This is a genomic window from Streptomyces sp. NPDC048521, from assembly GCF_043199855.1.
Taxonomy (GTDB): Bacteria; Actinomycetota; Actinomycetes; order Streptomycetales; family Streptomycetaceae; genus Streptomyces.
This window is the reverse complement of sequence record NZ_JBICWR010000013.1, coordinates 249518-275116: the sequence shown is the minus strand read 5'-3', so window position 1 is coordinate 275116 and position 25599 is coordinate 249518. Positions and strand designations below refer to the sequence as shown.

Annotated in this window: 10 protein-coding genes and 4 pseudogenes; 5 read left to right on the top strand and 9 right to left on the bottom strand. The window is 68.4% G+C overall.

From position 1 onward, the window contains the following. Positions 1 to 58: 58 nt before the first annotated feature. A complete protein-coding gene (locus ACGFRF_RS28450; protein ID WP_393744688.1) occupies positions 59 to 7768 on the bottom strand; it encodes a DNRLRE domain-containing protein in 7710 nt (2569 codons plus the stop codon). A gap of 1295 nt (positions 7769 to 9063) precedes the next feature. Between ACGFRF_RS28450 and ACGFRF_RS28445 the strand changes: the two genes are divergently transcribed. Beyond that, the gene (locus ACGFRF_RS28445) at positions 9064 to 9585 is read left to right on the top strand and encodes a hypothetical protein (RefSeq protein WP_393744631.1); all 522 of its coding nucleotides are present in this window, start codon (positions 9064 to 9066) and stop codon (positions 9583 to 9585) included. Here ACGFRF_RS28445 and ACGFRF_RS28440 read toward each other — a convergent pair. Then, the gene (locus tag ACGFRF_RS28440; protein ID WP_393744629.1) at positions 9507 to 10970 is read right to left on the bottom strand and encodes a hypothetical protein; all 1464 of its coding nucleotides are present in this window, start codon (positions 10968 to 10970) and stop codon (positions 9507 to 9509) included. The genes ACGFRF_RS28445 and ACGFRF_RS28440 overlap by 79 nt on opposite strands. 654 nt (positions 10971 to 11624) lie before the next feature. Further along, a pseudogene (locus tag ACGFRF_RS28435) lies at positions 11625 to 12215 on the bottom strand (alpha/beta fold hydrolase); the annotation flags it as partial. A gap of 1336 nt (positions 12216 to 13551) precedes the next feature. On the opposite strand from ACGFRF_RS28435, the gene ACGFRF_RS28430 reads away from it, so the two are divergent. Next, entirely contained in the window at positions 13552 to 14697 is a 1146-nt protein-coding gene (locus ACGFRF_RS28430; RefSeq protein WP_393744627.1) for an acyl-CoA dehydrogenase family protein, read from the top strand. A gap of 597 nt (positions 14698 to 15294) precedes the next feature. Here ACGFRF_RS28430 and ACGFRF_RS28425 read toward each other — a convergent pair. Further along, entirely contained in the window at positions 15295 to 16341 is a 1047-nt protein-coding gene (locus tag ACGFRF_RS28425) for a YncE family protein (protein WP_393744625.1), read from the bottom strand. A gap of 215 nt (positions 16342 to 16556) precedes the next feature. Between ACGFRF_RS28425 and ACGFRF_RS28420 the strand changes: the two are divergent. Beyond that, positions 16557 to 16697: pseudogene (locus ACGFRF_RS28420) on the top strand (aminoglycoside phosphotransferase family protein); the annotation flags it as partial. Positions 16698 to 17617: 920 nt separating this feature from the next. Here ACGFRF_RS28420 and ACGFRF_RS28415 read toward each other — a convergent pair. Both ACGFRF_RS28415 and ACGFRF_RS28410 read right to left on the bottom strand, forming a co-directional pair. Next, positions 17618 to 18028: pseudogene (locus tag ACGFRF_RS28415) on the bottom strand (S8 family serine peptidase); the annotation flags it as partial. A gap of 175 nt (positions 18029 to 18203) precedes the next feature. Continuing rightward, entirely contained in the window at positions 18204 to 18689 is a 486-nt protein-coding gene (locus ACGFRF_RS28410) for a winged helix-turn-helix domain-containing protein (RefSeq protein ID WP_393744623.1), read from the bottom strand. Between the two features lie 135 nt (positions 18690 to 18824). Here ACGFRF_RS28410 and ACGFRF_RS28405 point away from each other — a divergent pair. Then, positions 18825 to 19659: pseudogene (locus ACGFRF_RS28405) on the top strand (IS256 family transposase); the annotation flags it as partial. A gap of 175 nt (positions 19660 to 19834) precedes the next feature. On the opposite strand, the gene ACGFRF_RS28400 reads toward ACGFRF_RS28405, so the two are convergent. Genes ACGFRF_RS28400 through ACGFRF_RS28390 form a run of 3 tightly spaced genes read right to left on the bottom strand, consistent with a single transcriptional unit; the run spans position 19835 to position 23468 of the window. Further along, positions 19835 to 20644, bottom strand: a complete 810-nt coding sequence (locus tag ACGFRF_RS28400; protein ID WP_393744621.1) for a copper homeostasis protein CutC — start codon at positions 20642 to 20644, stop codon at positions 19835 to 19837. A gap of 41 nt (positions 20645 to 20685) precedes the next feature. Further along, the gene (locus ACGFRF_RS28395) at positions 20686 to 22209 is read right to left on the bottom strand and encodes a M81 family metallopeptidase (RefSeq protein ID WP_393744619.1); all 1524 of its coding nucleotides are present in this window, start codon (positions 22207 to 22209) and stop codon (positions 20686 to 20688) included. A 26-nt stretch (positions 22210 to 22235) separates the two neighbouring features. After that, positions 22236 to 23468, bottom strand: a complete 1233-nt coding sequence (locus ACGFRF_RS28390) for an ROK family protein (RefSeq protein ID WP_393744617.1) — start codon at positions 23466 to 23468, stop codon at positions 22236 to 22238. 313 nt (positions 23469 to 23781) lie between these two features. On the opposite strand from ACGFRF_RS28390, the gene ACGFRF_RS28385 reads away from it, so the two are divergent. Further along, entirely contained in the window at positions 23782 to 25599 is a 1818-nt protein-coding gene (locus ACGFRF_RS28385; protein WP_393744615.1) for a peptide ABC transporter substrate-binding protein, read from the top strand.

Genomic DNA, 25599 nt, shown 5'->3' with positions numbered 1-25599 from the left:
CCGACCGGCTACCTGCGGGGCTTTACAACCCTATTTCGTTGCTGTTACTCCGCTTCGCTCACTCCTCCATCCCGAAGAGGAACTGCATGATGCGCCTCCGGGAGGCGTCGGGAACGCTCCCGCCGAGTTCGGGATTCGGGTTACCCGCGATCGGCACCCGGAAGGCTCCGTCTTTCCCAGCACCGGAGATCTGGTACTTGACGTACGGACCCTGGTGGACCTTGTCCGCGCTGGTGCTCTCCGGATCGCCTGCCTCCATGAACAGCATCACGTTGGAATCGCCGGGCTTGAAGATCCGCGTGCCGCGTCCGCCTGTCGCAGAAGTGGGCTTCATCGGCGCGGTGAACATCCCCGCCTTTTCCGCCAGCTCAAGAATGTACTCCTCGCTTTGACCGCGAAGGTGCTCGGGGTCCATGAGCTTCTTCATCGCCTGGGCGGACGTCAGACCGGCGACCGAACTGGCAGCGGCCATGGGTTCGAGGCGATTACCGACTCCGGTGTCGACCTGGCGTAGGCCGAAGTCCTGCAGCGATGTCGCGTTGAACCGCGCCGCGGGACATTCGCTCTTCTTCACCTCTCCGCAGTACGTGTCCCAGAACAGCTCGCTCATCGCGGCCAGTCCCTCGGGCGTTTCCGCGCCGTTCGCGAAGAACCTGCTGTGCGACCGCACCTCGTCGAGCGCTGCGTTCCACGCCTTCTGCCCCTTGTCCGACAGATACGTGGGGGCTTCCGACTGGATCGAGAGGTTGATTTCCTCCGCTTCCTCGTGCTTGATCATCGGGGTTTCGCGGTAGACGCCACCGCAGATCCCCGTGACATCGCAGCTGGTGTGTCCGTCGATCTCGACGAAGCTGGTGGGGTTGCCACCGCCGAACGCGTACCGGTTACCGGAGTACGGGTCGACACCGAGGCCCATGTCCGCGAGGGCGCCGTTGTACATGTCCCGGGTGGTGAAGCGGTTCAGGCCGGGGTCGTAGTCGCGGAAGCCCATGTCGTAGGTGCCGGACTTGGCGTCCCAGCGCTTGGCGTTGAAGCGGTACGGGTTGTAGGCCTCCTTGGTGGGATCGGCCGCATTCGGCTTGTCGATGCCCGTGAACTCGGACTTGTCGTCGGAGCCGTAGGCCGTGTAGCCGTACGTCGCCTTCGTGTCGCCGTTGTCGTCCGTGAGGGTCTCGACGTCGGTGTGGCTGTTGTAGCCGTAGTAGCCGTCCTCGGTCGTGCCGTCGCCGTTGTACGTGATCTGCGACAGGCGCTCGCCCCACGGGCTGTACTGATAGGACTTGGTCAGCGTGCCGGCGACCTTCTCGTCCAGAACCTCGTTCGACAGGCCCAGGTACTCGAAGTCCGTCGTCTTGCCGTCTGCCGTCTTCGACGCGGTGCGGTCCAGCGGGTCGAAGGTGTACGTGGTCGACTTCATCGAGCCCGTGTCGTCCATCTTCTGCGACTCGATGACGTGGTCGAAGCCGTCGTACACGCTCCGGGAGATGATCTGCCCGCCCGATGTGACCGATTCCTGGCGGCCGAACGGGTCGTAGTTGTAGTTCGCCGTCGTGCCGCCCGCGGTGGCGGTCAGCAGGCGGTTGCGGTCGTAGTTGTAGGTGGTTGTCGTGCCCTCGACCGTCTGGCTGATGACGTTGGCGTTGTCGTCGTGGACGTAGCTCTCCGTGTCCGCGCCTGTGCCCGTCTTCACGGCCTTGGAGAGGCGGTCGGCCGGGTCGTACGTGTACTCCGTGGTGGACGACAGGTAGGCCGTGTGGTCGTCGGCGTTCATTTTCTTCGCCACGTCCTGCGCCTTGTTCCCGTTGGGGTCGTAGGCGTAGGTGTGCGAGGAGACGAGGGTGCCGTTGGCCTTCTTTTCCGTCGTCGACTTGACCGCCGCATCCAGGTAGTACGTGTAGTCAACGGTGTTGCCGTTGGCCTTGGTCTCCTGGAGCTTCTGGCCGCGGTCGGTGTACGTGTACGACGTGACCTTGGGTGAGACATCGGTGGCGCTCTTGCCGACCGAGACCGTCTTCACCAGTTCACGCAGGTCGTAGGTGTACTTGGAGAACTGGTCTGGGTGCGTGATCGTGTCCGGCTGGCTGTTCGCGTCGTAGGTGTACGACGTGGACTTCTTCTCCTGCCCGGACAGCGCTTCGGTCACCTTCTGGACCTGGTTGAGGCCGGTGTAGGCGATCGTGTACGCGTCGATCTTGGCCGTCGACGAGGTGTCGTCGATTTGGGTCAGGTTGCCGTTGAGGTCGTAGGAGTAGGCGAAGTTCTTCTTCTCGGTGTCGGCAGGGTCGCCGCTGGTGTCGCGGACGAGCTTGACGCCGTCCGCGACGACCATGCCGCCGCTGTTCTGGAACAGCTGCAGCTTGGCCGCGTTGCCCTGCTTGAAGGCGTACGAGCCCAGCGCGACCCAGGTGCCCTGGTTCGCAGTCGCGTTCTGGTCGATCGTCTTGTCGACCGTTCCAGTGGCGTGGGTCAGGGTGTACTTCGCTGCCGTGGCGGCGCCCGTCACCTTTGGGAACTTCACATACGCGGTGTACGTGCCGTCCTTGGGGATATTGAGCGTCCACGTATAGGCGTCGGCGCCAGCACCCGCCGCGTGGGTGGCGTGGTTGTAGCCCTGCTGTCCTGCGATGTCTGCGGACGTCCAGGTGCCGGTCTTCGCTGTGTTCTGGGTGTCGGAGTTGTCGACCAGGACGACCGACTTGCCCACCGGGACGCCGTCGTCCGACCGCGACTTCAGCGAGCCGTCGGGGTAGAACGACCAGGACATCGTGCGGTCCGAGGAGCCGCCCGCCGAGGTCAGGGTCCGCTTGGTCTGCTGGCCCACCTCGTTGTAGTCGTAGGTCGCGGTGATGTCCCACGCATCCGTGGACGACTTCACCCAGCCGTTGTCGAAATAGGCGTAGGTGGTGTCGTTGCGGACGGTTTCGCCGTCCGAGGGTGGCAGCGAGGTCTTCGCCACCCGGCCGACCTTGTCGTACGTCGTCTCCGTGTAGACGTTCGGGTCGTTGTAGCGGGGGTCCGCCGGGTCGTACGGCTGGTACTGCTTGACCGGCCGGTTCAGCTCGTCGTACGACGTGCGGGCGGTGAAGGCGTCGGTGGAGCCGGCCGCCGTCGCCCGCGGCGTGAGCACCTTGGTGGTGTTGCCGACCTGGTCGTACTCGTACTTCGTCGTGCGGTACGTGATCGACGTTGTGCCGTCGTGCGGGACCTTGACCTGGGTCTGCTTGCCGCGCTCGTCGTAGGTGATCGTGGTGGTGTTGTTCTCGGCGTCCGTGGCCGAGGTGACCAGGCCGTCCTTGTCGTAGCCCTTCTTCGTGGTCTTGCCGGCCGCGTCCGTGACGACCGTGACGCGGTGGTCCAGGTCGTAGTCGGTCTTGGTGGTGTAGTCGGTCGTGGCGGTGGTCGCGTTCTTCTTCGGGTCGATGACCTTGGTGACGTTGCCGACGTTGTCGTACTCGTAGGAGACCTTGTCACTGTTCGCGTTGACCACGGACGTGAGCTGGTAGATTTCGTCGTAGTTGTTCGTCGTGACGTAGTCGGTGGTGTCCGCCGTCGTCGCCGTGCCCTTGGGCTCGGTCGTCGTCTTCAGGTTGCCGACCTTGTCGTAGGTGTAGGTCGACGTGCGCGGGTCCGTGTTGTTGTTCGCCGGGGCGGTGGCCGACGTGACCTGGTCCGCGTTGTCGTACACCGCCGTGGAGACCGCGCCGTTGGGCGCCGTCGCCTTGGTGACGTTGTCGTTCTCGTCGTACACCGGCGCGGGAGCCGTGATCACGACACCTGCGTTCTGGTCCTTGGGCTGGGTGCCGACCAGCGGACGACCATAGACGTCGTACGTCTGCGTGGTCACCTTGTTGTTGGCGTCGGTGACCTGGGTGACCTGGCCCCGCACGTCGTACACGAACGTCGTCGCGTTGGCCTTCGCGTCGGTGATCGTCGCCGGGTAACCGGTCGGTCCGAAGCCGCTGTACGTCGTCGGGTTGCCGTTGGCGTCGGTCGCCTTGGTCAGTTCACCGTAGGTGTCGTACTCGTACTGCGTGGTGTAGTCGTCCGGCACCGTAGTGGTCGCGACGCCCTTGGGGTCGGTGACGGTCTTCAGGTTACCGAAGCTGTCGTACCCGAACTGCCAGGCGCGCCCCTCCGGGGAGGTCTTGCGGAACAGGTCCGCCGAGAAGCCGTCGGCGCGGGTCTGGTACTCGTACTTCGCCGCGTTCGCCGGCCACTTGGTGGAGTCGGTGACGCAGGTGGCCGTCTGGTCGGGCACGCCCGCCTTGTTGTTCTCCGCGTCGCGCTTCCAGAGCGGGTAGCCCGTCTTCTGGTCGTAGCAGTACGCGGTCGTGGCGCCGTTGTCCTCCTCCAGGTACGTGACGTTGTTGTCCGCGTCCCAGCTCATCTTCGTGGTCTGGGACTTGGCGTTGGTGGTCTGGACACCCCGCCCGAAGTCGTCCGTGACGTACTTCGTGGCATGCGTCTCGGCGTCCGTCACCGTCGTGTCGGTGAACTTGGTGTTCGCCGTGTCCGCCGCATAGGCGAAGCCCGTGTCGTAGCCGAGGCGGTCGGTGATCGTCTTCGTCCACCAGTGGTACTTCGGATCGTCGCCGGTCTGGGGCGCGTAGTACGCCAGCTGGGTCGCATGACCGCGCGGGTCGGTGGCCTTGACCAGCTTGACGTTCTTGTTGCCCTGGGTGGCGTCGTAGGTGAACTTGAAGTCCTTCGGCTGGCTGGAGCCGTCGCCGTCGGTGAACTGCCCCAGCAGGCCCTGCACCGTGTAGTAGAAGGAGATCTTGCGGCCGGAGATGTCCGTGATGGACTTCACGTGGTCGTAGATGTCCGGGTCGGTCAGGTTGGTGCCGGTGACCTTCGCGCCGGTGGTGTCGATGTAGCTGTAGGACGCGTCACCCTTCTTGTAGTAGTCGAGCGTCAGGGACTGCCGGCCCGCCGGGTCGGTGACGTAGGCGAGGAACTTCGCCGCCTTGCCCTGGGTCTTGTGCTGCTCGTAGGTGTAGGTCTGGGTGTTGCCGTTCTTGTCGACAACGGACGTCAGGTAGCCGTCGCAGCCGAAGTAGAACCGCGTGCCGTCCGGACGCAGCAGCGTCCACGCGTCCGGGACCGGGTCCTTGTCCGGGTTGCAGTCCAGACCCGCCTTCATCGTGACCTTGTAGTGGACGCCCGCAGGGGCCTTCCAGCTGCCGTCGGCCTGCTTGGTGAAGACGTGCGTGGTGCCGTCACCGTCGGGCAGGCGGATCTCGGTGGCGTTCTGAACCGGGTTGGGGTGGAAGTCCAGCTGTGCGCCGAGCCGGATCGGCCCGCCCACCTGTGCCGACCAACCCGCGCCCGCGCCACCCATCGTGTTGTCGGTGTCGAGGGAGTTGTACGCGAACCGCGCGAACGTCGCCAGACCACGGCCCGGGTTGGTGAACGCGTTGTACGACCACACGCTGTTGCCGGAGGCGAGGTTGTTCATCACCGTCGAACCGGCGCCCGTGTTCTTACCCGTGTAGGAGTAGAACTTCTCCAGTCCCAGCGCGTTGGAGGTGGGGTCCTCCACCGCCACGTTCTGCTTCAGGACCGGGATGCCGCCGGTACCGGCGGACAGCCAGCTGCCGTCGGAGACCTTCTTGACGTCCCAGCCGAGGACGTACTGGGTGCGCTTGCTGCCCGAGTCCGAGTTGATCGGCGTCTTGACCGTGGCCTGAATCGTCGCCGACTGGCCCGGAGAGAGCGCCGGGATAGCCGTCGAGGCCTGGTTGCCGCCCGTCGTCACGTCCGTGCCGTCGGGGAGCTTCCAGGTGTATGACAGGACCCGCTCACCGGACGCCCACGCGCTCGACGTGGTGTTGGTGACCGTGAAGTTCACCGTGTACGTCGAGTTCGGCGTCATGCGGGCCGGTGTGGTCGGCGCGTAGTAGGTGTCGTCCGTGGTGGAGTCGACGTAGATCACGCGCAGCAGCGGGCCGAGCTGGGGGTCGGCGGCCTCCGAGGCGAGGAACAGGGTGCGTTCCTGAGGGCCGGTGGAGGTCTCGTCCTTCAGCTTGATCAGGGCGCCGTGGTTGGAGGTCGGGGTCTTGATCCAGCCCTGGGTCAGTGAGGTGGCGTCCCACCAGTGGCGGCCCACCTCGGAGACCTGCGCGACGGTGTCGGAGACGGTCGCCGAGTAGTCGCCGCCCGCGGTGGTCCATGCCGTGCCGGTCGCGGCGCTGTTCCAGGTGGCCTGGGTTTCGTCGAAGTCCTTGGTCAGGCCGTGGAGTTCGTAGATCGCGCCGTCTGTGTCGGTGGTGGTCTCCGCGCCCCACAGGAACAGCCGGGACTCCAGCACCGTGGCCGTGGTCGGGATGGCGCTCGTGGCGAACTTCATCGCCGCGCGGGCCTTGCCGTAGGTGGTGGAGTTGTTGCCCACCTCCAGCCACTTCTGACCCACGCCGAAGGAGGCGATGGTGTCCTCGTTCGTGGTCGGCTGCCCCGAGGACAGGGTGGTGTCCGTGACCGAGGTGGTGCCCTGGATCAGCTGCATGGTGCGGCCCGCCTTGGGCACACCCACAATCCGGGTCGGAGAGCCGAGAAGCTGGCCGTCCTTGGTCTTCACCGCGAGCTGGTAGTAGTACGACCGGCCGATCTCCACCGACGACGAATCCGGCGTCGGGGTCGCGGTGGTGTCCGTGTACGCCGTCACCGACTTGTCGATCGGCGCCACCAGGGTGGCCGCGGACGGGGTGAACGACTGCTGCGTGGAGCGGTGCAGCTGGTACTCGACAATGTCCAGGTTCGAGTCACCGGTCGTGTTCGAGTACGCCTTCCACGACAGCTCCGGACCGGTGCCGTGGACCACGGTGGGCGAGTTCAGCGTGGTGCCGACCTTGCCGTACGTCACCGTGAGCCGCGGGATCGTCGCCGTCTCGCCGCCGTAGTCGCCGTCACCGGACTCGTACCGCGGGCCGCCGGTCGGGGCAGTCGCCGACTCGTCCGTCGCCTTGAGGACGAACCCGTTGTTGACCGAGGATCCGTTCAGCCACTGCTGGACGGTGTCGGTGACCGGGAACCTGTGCCACTGGTTGTACTCGCCGGTGTCCTTCACGATCGACGCCGGGTTCACCCAGCGCACCGCGTCCGCGATCACCGCCGTCGTGCTGCTGGTGTCCTTCAGGACGACCTTGCCGGCCGTTCCCTTGGCGAAGTTGATCTGCGAGCCACCGTTGAGGGAGGCCCACACCCCGTTCGTACCGGCCGTCTGGTTTACCGTGTACGTCGCGGTGGGATCACTGCTGGTCACCGTGTACGGGGCGGCCGTGGACCGGTCGGAGGCCTGCACATAGTGCGCGTCCACCCGGTAGGAGGCCGCCTCGGGCAGGTTCGGCTGCCAGGTGTACGTGTCCCCGAGGACCGCGTCCTTGTTGTACAGATAGTCGCCGTCGATGCCGTAGGTCGTCGACCCCGGCTTCCACGAGCCGACCGCCGCCGTCGTCCCCGCATCCCCGTCGTCCACCTGCACGCTGGTCCCGGACAGCTCACCGACCAGAGAACTGGTGTTGGACCAGGTCGCCGTCGACTCGGTCCACGATCCGGTCGCCCGGTAGGCGCCGATGGTGACATCGTTGGCGTTGGTGGTGTGCGCCTGGTCGAAGTACATCTCCAACCGGGCCGAGTCGATGTTCGTGCCCGACGGGATCTCGCTCAGCGGGAACTTGATCAGCGAACGGGCGATACCCGTGTCCGTCTTGCCCGCCGCCAGCTTCCACGTGGTGTTGAAGTTCGTCGACGCCTGGTCCGACAGGACCATCGTGTCCTGCGAGTCCGTCGGCGACGGCGCGATCGTGATCGTCGGGTCGATCACGACCGGGTACTGGCGGTCCTTGGACGCCAGCCACTTCGCGTCCGGGGTCACCGTCAGCTTCCAGGACGTGCCGTCCCGGGCCAGCCTCTGCGTGACCTTCGTGCTGTAGGTCCTGCCGAAGACGGACCTGTCCGCCTTCCTGGCGTCCGTCATGAACGGCGCCGGAATCACCATCACCGGCGTGTGCGGCAACTCGCCGTACAAGGCGACCGAGCCGTCCTTGCGCGCCCTCGGCGTCAGCCCGTCGGTGTCCAGGGTGAACGTGAACCGCACCGGGCCGCTGGGCGGTTCGGTGAGGGTGATGTTCTCCTTCACCCGGCCAGGTCCGACGCCGTACTCCAGATCGGCGCCGTTCACGGCGTCCTGGTAGGTGACCTTCGAGCCCTTGACCGTGGGCTTCAGCTTCCGGCTCGCTCCCTCCAGGCCCAGGGTGACCGAACGGCCGTCCGGTGCCTGGAAACGCACCAGCCGGCCTGCGTCGCCGCCGAACCAGCTGCGGCCCTCGTTGGTGGTGTTGGCGAACTCGAAGCCCTTCGCGTCCGTCCGGTGGACGGCCGTGTCGATCGGCTTCCAGGCCGCCTTCTTGCCCGAGCCCGAGCGATACGACGTCGGCACCGCCGACAGCTCCGCCTGCACCCGGCCGTCGGACAGCTGCCAGAACCGCGCCGTCGAGGTCCGCCGGCCCTTCAGCTCCCTGACCCGCCGGGCCTTCGGCGCCTTCTTGCCCTTCGGCAGCTTCTGCCGGTCGGCCACGTCCAGCTCGTCGTGGGACGGCGGCGCAGCGAGCTGGTGATCGTCGTCATCGTCGCTGAACCAGCCCTTGACGGTATCGACAATCCCCTTTCCGCCACCGTCGTCCGAATCAGACGCCGCATACGCGGCCTGCGGCAACGCGGTAGTCACCACCGCGGACACCACAAGGCACGCGATAAGCCTGCCCAATCTGGGTTTCACCACAACCCTTTCTTGTTGTCTGACGTCATAAACATCAACCCGGAACATCCGGCCAACTCCCCATCCGTGACAGGCCAGACGCACCGGCGGCGGAGGTTGTAACCATCTGGCTGACGGCATGTCAAGCAACTTCGCATATCACGAAAGATTCACCCAACACCCAAAAACGGCGCCCGGTTTGTCCACACGCTGGCGAACCCCATTCGGCGTCGTGTATAAGAGCCCGGATCCGTAAATTCCGGCGCACGTATACGAAGTTTGAGCGGCCGATTTCAAAGGGAATGTTCATGGGCGACGAAGAGCGGGAAAGACCAGCGGACGCTGCCGAGAGCGGGCAAGTCGGCGGGGATTCCGGGGCTGGTGGCCGGTCGCGCGCTCTTCGCCCCGAGCGCACCGGTCTCCTCATCGGTACTGCCCTGCTGGCCATCTGCGGCGGGCTCGTCCTGTACGGCGTGCTCGACAGCGGGGGTAAGCCGGCAGCCGAGCACAGCGTCCCGACCGCCGCCGTGACGTACGAAGTCACCGGCAAGGGCACCGCCGACATCGCCTACCAGGCCCGCAGCGAGGCCGGGCCCGCCGTCGTCGACCGTGCGGTCACCCTGCCGTGGAAGAAGACCGTGCACGTGCCGCTCGGCAAGCCGCCGCTGGTCCCCATCACACTCGGCGAGAAGGGCGGTCAGGCCAGCTGCTCGCTCGCCGTATGCGGCAAGCACGTCCAGACCGCCTCCGCCTACGGCACATTCGGCCGCGCCACCTGCCAGACCGAACTCGCCTCGGCGACGCCGAAGCAGACGGAGGCCGCCCGATGAGTGCCCTGCACCGCCACCCGGCGAGGTACGGCCGTGTAGGAGCCGACGAAGCCGGTCAGGGCGATCAGAAGGGACCCGAACCCGATGATCCCGAAGGTCACCCGGCGACCACGGGTCCACACGACTCGGCGGCGGCCGCCCCCGACCGCCCCCGCCTTCCCGAGATCGGCGGTGCGGGTGAGAGCCTCGCGTTGGTGGCCGGGAAGGCGGGCGTGCAGCAGGAGCAGCTGGCCGTCAGGGCCGCCGTCCGGCCAGTCGAGGGCGGTACGCAGATGCGTGTAGGTGGTCTGGGCGTCGGTCATGGTGGCGCAGTACACCGCCGCGCAGCCGCCCGAGCGGGCGACGCGGGCGATCTCCTGAGTGATCCGCTCCAGGCGGCTCTCCCGGGCGGGTGTGTCTTCGGGGTCGGCGCAGGAGGGGTGGCGCACCGGGTGGAGACGGAGGTCGGCGCGGCGGCGGTGGCGGTCGGCGTGGGCTTCGGCCGCGGCCGGGTCGATGCGGGTGAGTGAGGCGTCCGAGGCGGCGGCGTAGAGCCAGCCCGGGTAGGAGGGACGGCAGTCGAGGTGGGCGGTTGCGGGGTGCGCGTGGCCGGCGCCGTCGAGATAGCTGCGGACGAGTTGTTCGCTGATGTGGCCGGGCAGGGTCGCGGACAGCAGCACCACGGGGCAGGCCATGGCGCCCATCCAGTGCAGCAGCCGGGACAGTGCCTGCCGCATGAACGGAGGCAGGGCGTGGACTTCGTCGACGATGACGGTCCGCCCGCACAGGGCCAGCATGCGCAGCGCGTTGAAGCGGACCGGCAGGACGGCCATGAGGGCCTGGTCGTGGGTGGCGACGGTGAACTGGGCCAGCAGAGCCCTGTCCCAGCCGCGCAACCAGCCGTCGGGCACCGTCACGCGTTCCTCCGGCCGCTCCCCCGCGACCGGTCTCTCGCCGTCATCGTCGCCGTCGTCCCTGTCGGGCCAGTAGGCGTCGCTGGTGGAGGGTTCGTGGGCGGCCAGGCGGTGGTCGGTGTAGGCGGTGTTGTCGTAGCTGTGGCTGTGGACCAGGGAGACCGGGGCATGCTCGGGATGGTGAGCCGCGACGTAGGCCTCGAGCATGTCGTAGGCGGCATCGGTGGTGGCCATGGTCGGCAGCAGCCACAGGATGCCGGCCGTGTCCCCGCAGGCGTTGAAGATCCGTGCTGCCTCCAGCGCGGTGACACTCTTTCCGCCGCCGGTGGCGTCGGTGACCACCAGGATGCCGGGCCCCTTCTCCCCCACCTCGGCGGCGAGTTGCCCGATCACCGAGTCCTGCAGGGCGTTCGGCCTCTCTAGGCCGCCGTGGGCCTGGGTGAACGGCACCTGCGGCAGGATGATGCGGGTCAGCCCGGACTCCTCGACCACGCCGGGGGCGTCCCGGACCGGCGAACCTGCACGACAGCCAGGCCCTCATTCCTCTGGTGAAAGGCATACCGCCGATCCGCTCGACCTTCGCGGCGGCGCGGGCGTACGGGGCGTCCATGTCGGCGGCCACAGCAGTGCCGACGGCTTCAACAGCGGCCCCAGGTGCCCGACCAGTTGCAGCGCGCTGGCGCCCCGCTTCAGGTGCCATGGCTGGGCGGCCAGTGGCCAGCCTGCGCACCAGTGCTCGTAGCCGGCCATCCAGCTGAACAGGGGTGAGGACTTGAGGTTTCGCTGCGCCTGCTGCCACATGGTCCGCTCGTCGGGGTCCGGCCCCTGGTCGTTGCACAGCACGGAGATCTGCATCAGCAACCCGCCGGTGGGGGAATCATGCAGGCCGGCGCTGTTCCTGACGCCTTGTGCGTCGCCTTCTTCACCCGACAGCGGTGGGGTTCCACCGTCCCGCAGTGCCGCGATGCTCGCCGCCATGGCCGGCCGGCGTCCGCGCTGGTAGGTCATGATCATCCGCAGCCGTCCGCCGTCGTATGCCACGGTGCGGCCATCGGGCAGGTGGACGGTTGGCGGGTGCTCGTCCAGTTGCCGCGCCAGCTTCACCACGTTGTCCGTCACGGCTTTCGGGGTCCTGCCCACGTGGAACCGGCTGTCTCGCGCAGCGATCCATCGGGCGAAGCGCGAGAAGTTGGCCTCAGCGGCAAGGACGGGGCCATCGTTCATGGCCTTCATGCTGAAGACGGGGGGCATGACGGAGTCCAGCAGCATGCGGTCGACGTGGCCGTCGTAGCGGCTGCGGTAGACCGCACCGAGGGCGGTGCCCCACGAGATGCCGTAGAAGCTGATCTTCTTCTCGCCGAGGGCTGTCCGGATACGGTCGAGATCCATGGCCACCACGTTGGTCGACAGGCCGGTGATGAACGCGGGGTCGTACCCGACGCATCGCGCGTTGTATCTGGCGGTCTTCTGATAGCCCTGGCGGAACTGTTCCGCGGGAGTCGCCTTCGGGTCGGGGTCCGGACCGTCCTGCGCACTCGGATCGCACACCTTGCCTTCGCTGAACCCGACTCCGCGCGGATCGAACCCGATGAGGTCGTGGTCGACGCCGATTCCGGCAACGGAGGTCTCGCCCAGGATCGCCGGCATGTCCAGTCCGGGGTTTCCCGGTCCGCCGGGATTGATCACGAGGACTCCACGCCGCTTCTTCGGGGAGGTGGCCTTGATCCGGCTGACCATGAGGTGGATCTTCCGGCCCTGGGGCTGGGCGTAGTCCAGCGGGACCGTGACGGTGGCGCACTCGGTACGTCCGTCTTCGGGATCCCATTCATGGATGAGGGTGCGGCATGGTTTCCAGGACAGCGATGAGTGTTCCGTGGAGGCAGCGGCGGCCGCCGCATGATGCGGGCCTGCCGCTGCGGCGGGCGCGCCGGACGCGACGGACAGGGCTGAGGTGAGGGCCAGCAGCGTGCGGGTCAGCTTCCCAGTGATGATCATGGCGATGAAGGTGCTGTCCTTTCGTCGTCTGTCGCTTGCGCCTGGGGAGAAAGGGCGTTCGCCTCGTTCTGTTCGCCCGCTCCGCTCCCGTGACCGAAGCCTCCGGAAGGATGCGGAAGGGGCGCGGCGGGTGCGTTGCGCAGCAGGTGGGTCGTCGGCCTGCCGTGAGCGCGGAGGCGGGGTCGCCCTGGCCGGTCCTCGGGCCGGCCAGGGCCGGGCATGCCCCAATGATCTCGGCGGACGCCACCCGGTTGATCAGCTGAAAGGACGAACTGCAGCGGGGGTCCGGTCAGTCGATCGGTTGAGACCGGGCCGCCGACGAGCAAGCAACGTCTGCGCCTTCGCGGTCCCGGCGACGGCCGGTGATGCCGCGACTTCAGTCGTCCCGCCGAGTGCGGCGCCGTTCGCCTCTGCGTGCCCGCCAACAAGGGCACCGCTGCCGCGGACCGGCTGTGTGGTGCTGCCGACGGCGAGGCCGGGCAGCTCTGCGACGACCGGTGCCGCGGGTTCCCGGCGGTGCCGAGTCCTCGGCCCGCTGCCCGGCGGTGGCGGGACGGGACACCGCGCAACGGACGCGCTGGTCGCGGCCATGGCGGATGCCCGGACTCTCTCGCTCCGAGCGTAGCTCCGCGGGAGGCCGGTGTGTGGCCCCGTGTCTTCATTGCCGCTACCGGCCAGAGATCGGGACGGCGAACCTCCCGGTTCAAGCGCAATGCGGCATACCTGACTGGGAGTGGGCCGGCATCGCGGACCGAGAGCGAACCATCCGGGGCCCGCGGACCGTACACCTCACGTGGGGACCGACAGGACAGCCATCCGGGCCAGTCCGCCCCGATCGACAGGGAGTCGAACTGTGCAGGCTCACCGATCCGTGCCCGAGGACGAGCCCCCGCGGCCGGCCGAGGCGCCGGACCCGGGCTGGGTGCGTGTTTCAAGCTGCTGATCGGTGGCGAGGAACACCTGGCCCTTCGTGACGCAGAACGGCAGGCCGACGCCCCGAGGGACGTCCGGCACCCGGATAAGTTACCCGAAGACGTGACACGTGTTTACGAGACACCTAATTACGAGGAGCTTGACGATGCAACAGTTACTTGACTCTGCCGTACGGCGCTGCGCGGACCTCGCCGGCTCCCTCGCTCCCACCACCGAGCAACACCGGTCGCTCCCGGAAGAACTCGTCGCCGCGCTGGTCGACAGCGGGCTGATGCGGGCCGGGGTGCCGGCGTCCCTCGGCGGGCCCGAGCTGCCGCCGGACCAGGTACTCGGCGCCGTGGAGACGATCGCGCGGGCCGACGCCTCAGCGGGGTGGTGCACCGCCATCTCGGCCACCACCAGCCTGCTCAGCGCCTACCTACCCGCCGAAGGCGCCGCCGAGGTCTTCGGCGATCCACGCTCGGTGGCCGCGGGCGTGTGGGCACCCACCGCGTCGGCACACCTGGTGGACGGCGGTGTGCGGGTCTCCGGTCGCTGGGCCTTTTGCAGCGGAGTGTCCCACGCCGACTGGCTGATGGCCGGCTGTGTCCTCGCCGACCCGGGCACACCGGACGGATCGGCCCCCGTCCTGCGCGTGGTGGCCATGCCCACCCAGGAGCTGAAGATCCTGGACACCTGGCACACCAGCGGCCTGCGCGGCACCGGCAGCCACGACGTCGTGGCTGCCGACGTGTTCGTACCCGACCACCGCATGGGCTCGGTGATCGACGGGCCGCCCGCCGACGTCGCCGCGCTCCACCGCTTCCCCCTCTTCGGCTTCTTCGCCCTGTCGGTCGCCGCGGCCGCCCTCGGCAACGCCCGGGGAGCCATCGACGACCTCGTGGCCCTGGCCGCCGTCCGCCGCCCGTCCGGTTCGCGTAAGACGCTCGCCGAACGGGGTTCCACACAGACCGCGGTGGCCAAGGCCGAGGCCGCGCTGCGGGCCGCCCGCCTGCTGTACTTCCATTCGGTGGCCGAGGCGTGGGAAGCGGCCCGGCGACCCGAGCCGGTCTCCACCGACCTGCGGGTGGCCCTGCGGCTCGCCGCCAGCCACGCGGCCGGCACCGCCGCGGAGGTGACGGCGGCGATGTACGGCCTCGGCGGCGGCACGGCGATCTACGAGGACTCGCCGCTGCAGCGCAGGTTCCGCGACGCCCACACCGTGACCGCCCACATCCAGGTGAACGCAGACACCTTCGAGACCACGGGCCGCCACCTGCTGGGCCTGCCCATCAGTACCGACCGGCTGTGAACTCCAGGCCATACGCGGAGGAGCCCGCCCCGCAGCCGGCCGAGGGAAAGTTCCCGGTCCGACTCGACCGCCGTTGCCTCTACCCACTCCGGCGCACTCGCCACAGCGGACTCCCGCCACCTTCGGTCCGCCGGAGGCCGCCGCCGACTGCCCGATGGAGCCCTGTGGTGGTGGCAGTTCGCCGCAGGCGCCGGCAACGCCACCGCCGCCTACGGCCTGTCCCTGTTCCACACACGCCGCGGCGACCTCCGCGACGCCGACCACTGGTGGCACCAGCACGCCGTCCTGGGGCCGAGAGACGACAACTTCCCCCCCGCCGGTATGGGAGCACAAGGGCTGGCAGTGGTGTCCGGGTGGTCGGGCTCCGGGATGACTCCAGGATCCCCACCGCGGCCGTAACCCGGGGCCCTCGCCTACACACCGGTGATGGCACGGCGCCGGCCGGGGGTGCGGATGCCGGTCCGCCCCCGCTCTGCGGTACCGCGCGTCCGCACCGCCCCGCGGCAGTGGACGCCGTTGGAGGCGAGGCGTTCATGTTCGAACTTCGTCGGCAGGAAGCGTGTGCCGCCTGGATCTGCCGGAGCGCTCGTGTCGCCGTCACAGCTGGCCGACGGCTACCCCCATGGTGTCGCCGGCGCCGACGGTGATGGGGGTCACCGCGTCGGTCGCGGTGTTGATTGCGAAAACCGTCCCCTGGGGTGTCCCGTGGCCGTAGGAGCCGACCACATAGGCGCTCTTTCCATCGGGCGTGAGGGCCACCTCCGCGGGGCGGAAGTACCTGCCTGACCCGGTGCTCGGCGGGATGTCGCCGATGGGGACGGTCTTGGTGACCGTGTCGGTGTTCAGGTTGATCACGGACACCTTGCCCTGCCTGACCTTGGTGTCGACGCCGACCACGTAAGCCCGGCGGCCATTGGGGCTGATCGCCAGCCCGCCCGTGCCGGCATCAGGGATGGTGTGGACGATCTTCCGCTTCGCGAGGTTGACCACCGAGACGGCGCCGCTGTCCCCGGTCACGAAGAGGCGCTTGCCGTTGGGGGTGATCGCCATGCCCTTGGCCGGTTCGTTGAGGCGGATGGTGTCGATGACCTGGTTGGTGGTGGTGTCGATCACGGACAGGCCGCCCTTGTCGGACACGTAGAGACGATTGCCGCTGGGATTGATCACCACTTGATCGGGCCTGCTGACGTTGATGGTGGCGGAGGCCTGGTTGGTGGTGGTGTCGATCACCGACACCTTGTCCCCGTGGAAGGGATTCTGGACGGCCACGTAGGCGTGCTTGCCATCGGGGGCGATCGCTTCTCCGTAGAGGATGTCGGGAGAGAGTTCGTCCTTGTCGTAGGGGATGTCCTTGACGCTCTTCTTGGCGATGTTGACCGCCGACACGTACTTGAAGGCGTTGGTCACGTAGAGACTGGCGCCGTCAGGGGTAACCGCCACCTGGTCGGGGCCACCGCCGACTTCAGTGGCACCGATCCCCACGACGATGTTGGTCCTCGTGTCGATCGGGTACACGTGGCCGTCGTTACTGGTGACGTAGGCGAAGACCTGCTGGCGCGGCTTCGGCGGCTGCGGCTTCGGCGGGTGCGGGACGGCTGTGGCAGGCGCGGGTGCCAGCAGCGCCAGCCCTGACGCGATGGCCAATGCGGCGATGGTTCGCCGTAAAGCGGATCGCTGAAAGTGCACGTGGACCTCCGGATCGACGTGATGGTCTCTCGTGCCACCCGGTGTACCGCCGCGACCGACCGGCCGTCAGCCGATCTGTACGTCAGTCACCTGGAAGAGTGCCAGCCTGAGCATCACGCGACGAGGGATGGCACCGGTCCCTCGACCATCACCTTGACGTGATTGTCCGACCGTTGACACTGGCCTGGGTGAGCCGGCACCTGGAGGCCGGCGAGCGGATCGTCGGAGCCGAGGCGCTGCACGGCGGCGCCACCGCCGACATGCGGAGGCTGACCATCGGCACGCGGGACGGAGGCACCCGGCACCTGGTGCTGCCAGCATAAGAACGACCGCCCCTCGAAGTCGGCGACGCCGAACGAGCCGCGGAAGTCGTCCACTTCCGCCCGGTGACGGGCCTGCAGGGCCATGCGGGCCCGCGTCTCGCTCCAGCGTCCGTGGTCGACCACGTTGGTGATCCAGTAGCGGGCGCACCGCGATCCACCGCAGCTGAGGCGGGCGTGATGCGGGCCTCGCCGAGTGTGATGTCGCTGCCGGGGCGACCAGGTCGGGCTTCATGAGCCCGGGGTGCGTCTTGTCCGGCCCTGTCGCAGAGTAGTCCGCGATGGTCGGCGCACCTGGGGCACCGGAGCCGTGACTGTTCGAGGTGAGCTGTGCGGTGCCGTCGGCCGGGTGCCTCATCAGGTAGTTGAAGATCTTGCCGGCCTGGTCCCTGGTGTTCAGACAGAGCACCGGGAAGTCGTAGATGCTGTTGACCCGGAAGTTGCCCTGGGGGTCGAAGAGGACCATTGCCGCCGCACCCTTGGCTTTCAGCTCCTCCACCGCGCCGTAGGGGCTGTCCAGGGCGCAGGCGACCACCTTGCCCTTCACCTTCGCCGGGTCCAGACTGCCGGGCTCGCAGTACGCCGACCCCTCCTCCACTGTGCCGGCCTGCTCGCCGAAGACCAGCGGCAGGCACCGGCCACCGGGGAGCACGTCCAGCGAGGCCCCGGTGATCGAGGTGCCGTCGCCGAGCCGGACGGTTCCCTCGTTCACGTGGGTCACCGCCGCGCCGACTGTGGTGACCCACGGCTGGGTGTTGCTGACCGCGCCGCTGAAGCCGCTGTTGCCGGCCGCGGCCGTGACGAGGACTCCTCCCACCGTGGCGTTGAGGAAGGCCTTGCCGATCGGGGTGTTGGGCTCGCTGTCCCCCCAACTGGGTCCCGATCGAGTGGTTGAGCACCTGTACGCCGTCGGCGACCGCCGCGTCGATGCCCGCGATGATGTCGGCGTCGTATCCCGAGCCGCCCCAGAGGACCTTGTAGACGGCGATCCGCGCGTCCGGGGCCACACCGGAGATCGAACCGAAGTTCCGCCCCGAGATGGTGACGTTGTCGATGGGCAGGCCGGCCGCGGTGGACGCCGTGTGCGTACCGTGCCCGACCATGTCCCGGGCGGAGAGCACCTCACCCTCGGGCAGCGTGTCGCCCGACGCCGCGAGGAGCGTGTCGGCGAAGTACCGGGCGCCGACGATCTTGCCGTTGCAGTGCTGGGCAGCGAAGGTGTAGCCGGTCTGGCAGGTGCCGTGCCAGCCCGCCGGGGCCGTCGGCATCCGCTTGGCGAACGACGGGCTTTCCGGCCAGATCCCGGTGTCCAGGACGCCGATCACGACCCCGGCGCCGGTGCTTCTTCCCGGCTTCCGCGCGGCGGACTTCCGCGCGCTGGTCGCCGGCGAGCCGGTTGCCTGGGCGCCGGTGGCCGATGCCCTGGTCTTGGCTGTTCCGGCTGTGCCCGTAGCCGTGCCGGTCGGCGGCTGCGGCGTGGTGTCACCAAGGGACACCTGGCTAGTGAACCCCGCTTCGTCCTCGAAGCAGATGTAGCCCCCGCAGGCCGCCCGGGCTCTTTACCTCCGCCCAGGTCGCCTCCTTCCACGCGGTCACGGCCTGCTCGTCGCGCTCGGCGACCCGCCGTGCGGGCACCTGCGGGCTGAAGCCGAGCCGGTGCATCAGCCTCGTGGCTCCGGAGACGCTGTAGGAGACGTGGAACTTCCTGCCGATCAGCGTGGCCACCCTCGACGCGGTCCACGCCTGGTCCTCCACCCAGCCGTGGGCGGCCGGGCCCTCATCGAGGTACACGGCCAGTTTCTCCAGACAGCGCGGGGACAGCCGGCAACGGGATCCGCTCGGGCCGCGGGAAGCCAGAGCCTCACGACCACCGTCCCGCCACAACTGATGCCATTGGTAAGCCGACTTCACGCTCACCCGCAGCCGCCGTGCGACCTCCGGCGGCTTGATCTCCTGCTCGAACCACTCGGCCGCCTGTATCCGCACCGACTCCCGGCGCCGACGTCCCGCAGGAGTCAGCCCGCCCCCATCCGCATATCTCACACCACACGGATACAGCCGCCCACCCAAACCCATCAGGGGCTTCGCAAAGATTCACCCCGACGAGCCGAAGTCAGTAGCGTGCCCCGCGACCGCGACGGCTCCTTCGAACCGAAGATCGTCAAGAAGCGGCAGAAGCGCCTGCCCGGCGTCGACGAGATGGTCATCTCGCTGGCTGCGAAGGGCCTGACCACCGGCGAGGTGCAGGCCCACCTGGCTGAGGTTTATGGCGCCGAGGTCTCCCGCCAGACCATCTCCACCATCACCGACAAGGTTCTCAAGGGCATGGCCGAATGGCAGAGCAGCCCCCTCGATGCCGTCTATCCGGTCGTCTTCATCGCCATCCACGTGAAGATCCGTGACGGCGCGGTGGCCAACCGGCCCATCTATGTCGCCCTGGCCGTCACCGCCGAGGGCCGGCGGGAGATCCTGGGGCTGTGGGCCGGCGACGGCGGTGAGGGCGCCAAGCACTGGCTGCACATCCTCACCGAGATCAAGAACCGCGGTGTGAACGACGTCCTCATGCTGGTCTGCGACGGGCTCAAGGGCCTGCCCGAGGCGGTGGAAACTGTCTGGCCCCGCACCATCGTGCAGACCTGCGTGGTGCATCTGCTGCGGAGCTCCTTCCGGTATGCCGCGGGAAGAGTTCACACCGTTCCTGCGGTTCGACACCGAGATCCGCCGCATTGTCTGCACGACGAACGCGATCGAGTCGGTGAATGCCCGCATCCGCCGGGCGGTCAAGGCCCGTGGACACTTCCCCAACGAGCAGTCCGCCCTGAAGTGCGTCTACATGGCGATCATGTCCCTCGATCCCACAGGCAAGGGCCAGGCTCGCTGGACCATGCGTTGGAAGACCGCCCTGAACGCCTTCGACATTACCTTCGACGGCCGCCTGTCGGCGGTTCGTCAGTAGCCTCGACAACCACCCCAGTTACACCACTTGTTTGACAGTCCCCCGTCGCAGGTTCAAGCCGGCTGCTACGCCGGGCCCCGGCCGACGGTGTTCGGGCGTCTCTGCGGGGCGGGCACGGCGGCCGCCACTCGGGCGACGTACAGCGACGGAGTGACGGCCAAAGCGGTGCGAACTGTCAGCCCGAACAGTCGCGCGACCTCGTGTCCAGCGCCCGCCGGGCCTCGGCCACCACCTGCGGATCGGTGACGAAGTGGGTGTCCTCCAGGGCGGAGGCTGCCGAGGCTCCGAGAGGTACCCACGCACCGCCGCGCCGGGGTTCGGCCCGGGTCTTCGCGGAGAGGTGCACCGCGGCGACCCCTGTGGCCACGAGGGCGGGGATATCGGCGGTGCGCACGCCGCCGCCTGCCATGACCTGCACACCAGGTGCGGCAGCAATCATCGCTGCAAGGGTGGTCAGCCCGGCGGCCGCGGTGGCCGCGCCACCGGAGGTGAGAACCCTGGTGATCCCGAGCGCGGGGAGCAGTGCCGCAGCGGCGGCCGGGTCGGCGCACTGGTCGATCGCGCGGTGCAGGGTGACGTCCAGGGAGCGCCCTTCGCCGCGTGCGGCGTCATGGGCGGCTTCGGAAAGGCGGGCGACGGTGCCGATGTCCAGGGAGCCGTCCGGGGTCAGCGCGCCGACGACCACGCCGGAGGCTCCGGACGCGATGACGGAGCGCACCTCGGCGACCATCAGCGCGATCTCCTCGGCGTCGTACACGAAGTCACCGGGACGGCACCGCACCAGGGCGTGCACCGGCAACCCGACGGCCGCGACCGCCACTACCGAGGCCGCCGACGGGGTCAGGCCGCCAAGTTCGAGTCCGGTGCACAGTTCGACCCGGTCCGCACCGTGGTCGCGGGCAACACGGGCACCGGTCGGAGAGGTGACGGCGATCTCGAGGGCGGCCGACTGCGCACCGGGGCCGCCCGGGGTGCCGAACGGCACGCCGGGCCCGTCTTGGTGAGGGGCGGGGGCGCTGCGGCCGGTCACTCGTCGTCCCCGGTGAGCGGCTGGTCGGAGGCCGGGATGATCCGAGCCGTCAAATCCGGGTCGGGCATGTCGCGGTCGAAGGGGAACATGGGGCGGCGGATGCGGTGGTGGCCGAGTCGAACGAGGTCCTGGTCGACACCGCCCGGCGTCAGGGCCATCTTCCACGCTGCGGCCATGTCGAACAGATCCGGCTCCAGGTAGCCGATCTTCACGATGACGATGTCGGCGGAGCGGGGGTCGAGGTCCAGGTCGGTGAAGTCGTGTTCATGGTGGTAGGGCTTGCGCAGCCGGGTGAGGATGGCGTACACGCTGCCGAGGCGGATCACGACCTCGGTCTCGGCGTCGCGGTCGCCGTGCCGGATCGCGTGCACCACACCGGTGAGGGTGACCGGGCCGGCGTGCCGGTCGTCCACCTCGGCTCCGGCGGTGACGGTGACGGTGGCGCCCACGCCGGCGGCGACCGCGATGTCGACGGCGGCGGGGCCTGGCACGGAGGCGTACAGGACGGTCGGGCCGTCGTCCGCCTGGAACTCCGGGCGCTCCAGCAGCCGGGTCAGGCCCCAGGTGACGTCGCCGGCGCCGCCCGCGGTGGGGTTGTCGCCGGTGTCGCTGATGAAGTACGGCCGGTGCCGCGAGCGCAGGGCCTCATCGAGGAGGTCGTCGAAGGCACCGGTCGGAGCGACGAAACCGAAGTCGTGACGGGCCTGCCAGAAACCGCGGGCGAGGCGTTCGGCGCCGGCCGACGCGGCGTCCCGGTCGGGGCCGGTGACGACGACGGCCGCGCGGTTGCGGGGTTCGTCGGCCCAGGCGTAGCCGACCCATATCGCCGCGTCGGTCACCCCGTCCATGGCCTCCACCTCGTCAACTGCCGCGTACACGCTCTTGGCGGGCTCGATGCGGGTGGAGGTCTGCTCTCCGGCCAGCAGCACCGGGACCGGCACCCATGCCTTCACCGGGCGGGGGGCGCCGGAGGCGAGCAGGTCGACCAGGTTGCGGGCGGCGCGTTCCTTGGTCTGCATGTGGTCCTCGTGCGGGGCCATCCGGTAACAGGTGATGAGGTCGCTGCGGTGGGCGAGTTCGCGGGAGACGTTGCCGTGCAGGTCCATGGAGGTGGAGACGAGCACGTCGGGACCGACGGTGGCACGGATGCGTTCCAGCAGGACAGCCTCGGCGTCCTCGACGCCCTCCACGGTCATCGCGCCGTGGATGTCGTACCAGAGACCGTCGAGCCGGGGCAGTGCGGCGAGGCGGTCGACGAGTTCGTCGGTGAGTGCGGACCAGGCTGCGGCGGTGACCATGCCGCCGGGCAGCGACTTGCCCACCAGTGCGCCGTGCCAGTGGGCGGCCTCGCGCAGTTCCTCGCCGGGGGCGAGGAAGGGGTAACGGTCGAGCACGTCGGCGCCCCGCGAGGGGTGGAAGGCGGGCGCCTCGGTGCGGGCCGGGGAGAAAGTGGACGACTCGATGCCGAGCCCGGCGATGGCGATGACCGGGCGGGCGGTGGCGGTGCGGGATTCCGGCATGGCTCCTCGTGCGGGGTGCTGATGCGTCAGGGGATGCGGTGTGCGGTGGGGCTGAGCTGTTCGGTGCCGAGCCCGGTGCCGCCGATGTTGCGCACGGCGTGGGCCATGGCGCGTTGCAGGGCGAACTGTCCGGCCCCGACGACTCCGGCGTCGGCGCCGAGGCTGGCCCGTTCGATGGTGAGGTGCTCGGTGACCAGCGGGTGGCAGCTGTCGTAGAGCTGGCTGCGGACGGCGGCGACGAAGGGTTCTAGGGTGGAGAGAATGCCGCCGAGATAGACGGCGTCCGGGTTGAAGAAGTTGACGTTCGCGGCGAGGACCTGCCCGAGGTGTTCTCCGGCTCGTCGGACCGCGCGGGTGGCCTCGGGGTCGGCGTCGGCGGCGAGGCGTACGACGTCCTCGGGGCTGCTGACGTCGGCGCCGCGCTCCCGCAGGATGCGCACCAGTGCGGCGCCGGAGGCCACGGTCTCCAGGCAGCCGGTCTTGCCGCAAGAGCAGGGGATGTCTGCGGCGCCGTCGATGCGGATGTGGGTGATGTCGCCGGCAGCGCCGGTCGCGCCCCGGTAGAGGCGGCCGTCGACGATGACGCCGGCGCCGATCGCCGAGCCGATCTTCACCATGATCGACTGCTGGTGTTCGGCGGGCCGTACGGCGTGCTCGCCCATCGCCATAGAGTTGGCGTCGTTGTCGACCGCGGCCGGGACGCCGAAGCGTTCCTCCAGCCAGGCGGCGACCGGGAAGCGGTTCCACCCGGGCATGCGCGACGGCAGCACGACGGCTCCGAGGTCGATGTCGACGGGGCCCGGCAGGGACAGGCCCACACCGCACAGCCGGTCGCGTCCGCGTTCCTCCGCCAGGGCCTCAAGGGTCTCGGCGAGCCGGCGCAGCGCCTCCTCGGGACCGTCGGCGATGACGAACGGCACGGTGGAGACCTTGTCCAGGCGGCCGCCGGGCAGCACCACGCCGATCCGGGCGTGCCGGCCGCCGAGGTCGGCGGCGACGGCGAACGCGTCGGTGCCACCGAGCCGCAGGACCTTGCGGGGGCGCCCGCCGGTGGACGACTGGGTGCCTTCCTCGGCGATCAGCCCGCGCTCGACCAGCTGGCCCACGGTGAGGGAGATGGTCGAGGGGGCGGCGCCGAGCAGGGCGGCGAGTTCGGCGCGTGACGAGGCCTGGCCCGAGGCCACGAGTTCCAGGACCCGGGCGGCGAGGGAGGAAGTTCCCTTCGCGGGCTGGCGGTTCCGCGCACTTATTTCAGTCATGTACGAAGTAACTTCCGCAACAGTGGGTGTGGCGAAGACACTACGCCCGCACATCGCGAACGTGAACCGCCTTCCGGACGGTACCGCCTTGGCTCATAGCGCACCGAAAGGGGACAAGAGCGGTAATTCCGAAGCGTGGACGCAGACTTGTGGGGTTAATTCGAGCTCGCAGGGACTTACTTTTTACTGATTCTTGTTTGTTTGATCGTCGTGTGGGACGTTGACTGGCGTGCACGCAGCGCCGATCCCCGCGGCGCCCGCCCCCGGCCCGCACCGGGGGCCCATCACGGGGTCTTCCACTCCGAGGAGAGTCATGTTCCTTGCTCGCACGGCGACCGGCCGCCGCTGGGCCCTCGTCGCGGGTGCCGCCGTCACGTCCGGCGCTCTGCTCACCGCCTGTTCCGGGGGCAGCACCTCGTCGTCCGCCGGACACTCGACGGACACCATCAACTACGCGCTCCCGGCGAACTTCACGCCGAACTGGATCCTCCCGATCGGCACGGCCTCGCACCTCAACACCAACAACTCCTCCATATCCCAGTCCCTCTGGGAGCCGCTGATCGCCTACGACGGATCCACCGGCCAGGTCGGCTGGAACAAGGCCAACTCCATCGCCACGGCCGCGGACTTCGCCCGGGACAGCAAGAGCGTCACGATCACCCTCGGCAACCGGCACTGGAGCGACGGAAAGCCGATCACCGCGCGCGATGTCGAGTTCTGGTTCAACCTGGTCAAGGCCAACAAGGCCGACTGGGCAAGCTACAGTCCGGGCAAGGCACCGGACAACTGGACCTCGCTGAAGATCGTTGACGACACGCACCTCACCATCACGTTCGACAAGTCGTACAATCAGCAGTGGATGCTCGCCAACGAGTTGAGCATGATCCGCCTGATGCCGCAGCACGTCTGGGACAAGACCAGTGACTCCGGTGCCGTCTCCGACCTGGACCGCACGCCCGCCGGCGCCAAGAAGGTCTGGACGTTCCTCAACAACGCCGCCAAGAACATCTCCGGTTACGCCACCGACCCGCTGTGGAAGACGGTCAGCGGTCCGTACACCCTCAAGTCCTTCTCCACCGCCGGCAGGGTGGAACTGACCGCCAACGCCAAGTACGACGGCGGGGGCAAGGCGAACATCAAGAACGTCAACCTGCTGCCGTTCACCACGACCGACGCCGAGGCGAACGCTCTGCGGGCCGGCACGGTCGACTACGGCTACATCAACGCCACCGACCTCAGCCAGGAGGCCTCCTTCAAGGCGAAGGGCTACACGGTCAAGCCGTGGGCGGGCTGGGCGATCACCTACATGCCCTACAACTTCAACAACCCGGCCATGGGCGCCGTCTTCAAACAGCTCTACGCCCGCCAGGCGATCCAGATGTCGGTCGACCAGACCACCCTGTCCAAGGTGGTGTTCAACGGAACCGCCGTCCCCACCTACGGTCCGATCCCCCAGGGGCAGAGCTCTGACTTCGTCTCGCTGGAGCAGAAGAACAACCCCTACCCGTTCGACACCGCCAAGGCGAAGCAGCTGCTGACGTCGCGCGGCTGGACCGAGCAGAACGGCACCATGGTGTGCGCGGACGCGGGCAGCGGTGACGACCAGTGCGGCTCGGGCGTCGCCAAGGGCACCAAGTTCCAGATCCAGGTGCTGTCCCAGTCCGGTTCGACCGTGACCGACAACATGATGAGCGCCCTGCAGTCCTCCTTCGCGAAGACCGGCATCAAGTTCACCATCAAGACCGCCCCGGTGAACTCCGTTCTCGCACAGGCCGGTCAGTGCACCTCCGGTGAGTCGGGCTGCAAGTGGCAGCTGTCCTTCTTCGGTACCGCGGGCAGCTGGTACTTCCCGGCGTACCCGAGCGGCGACGCGCTCTTCCAGACCGGCGGCGGCTCCAACTTCGGCAGCTACTCCAACCCGGCGGTGGACAAGCTGATCACCGGGACCACCACCTCCGAGTCCACCGCGGCCGTCCAGAAGTACAGCGCCGCGCTGGCCAAGGACCTGCCGGTCATCTGGCTGCCGGAGCCCGACTACCAGGTCTCCGTGGTCAAGAACGGACTGGGCGGTTTCGCCCAGGACTCGCTCGCCAACTTCCACCCCGCCATGTGGAAGTGGACGAACAAGTGA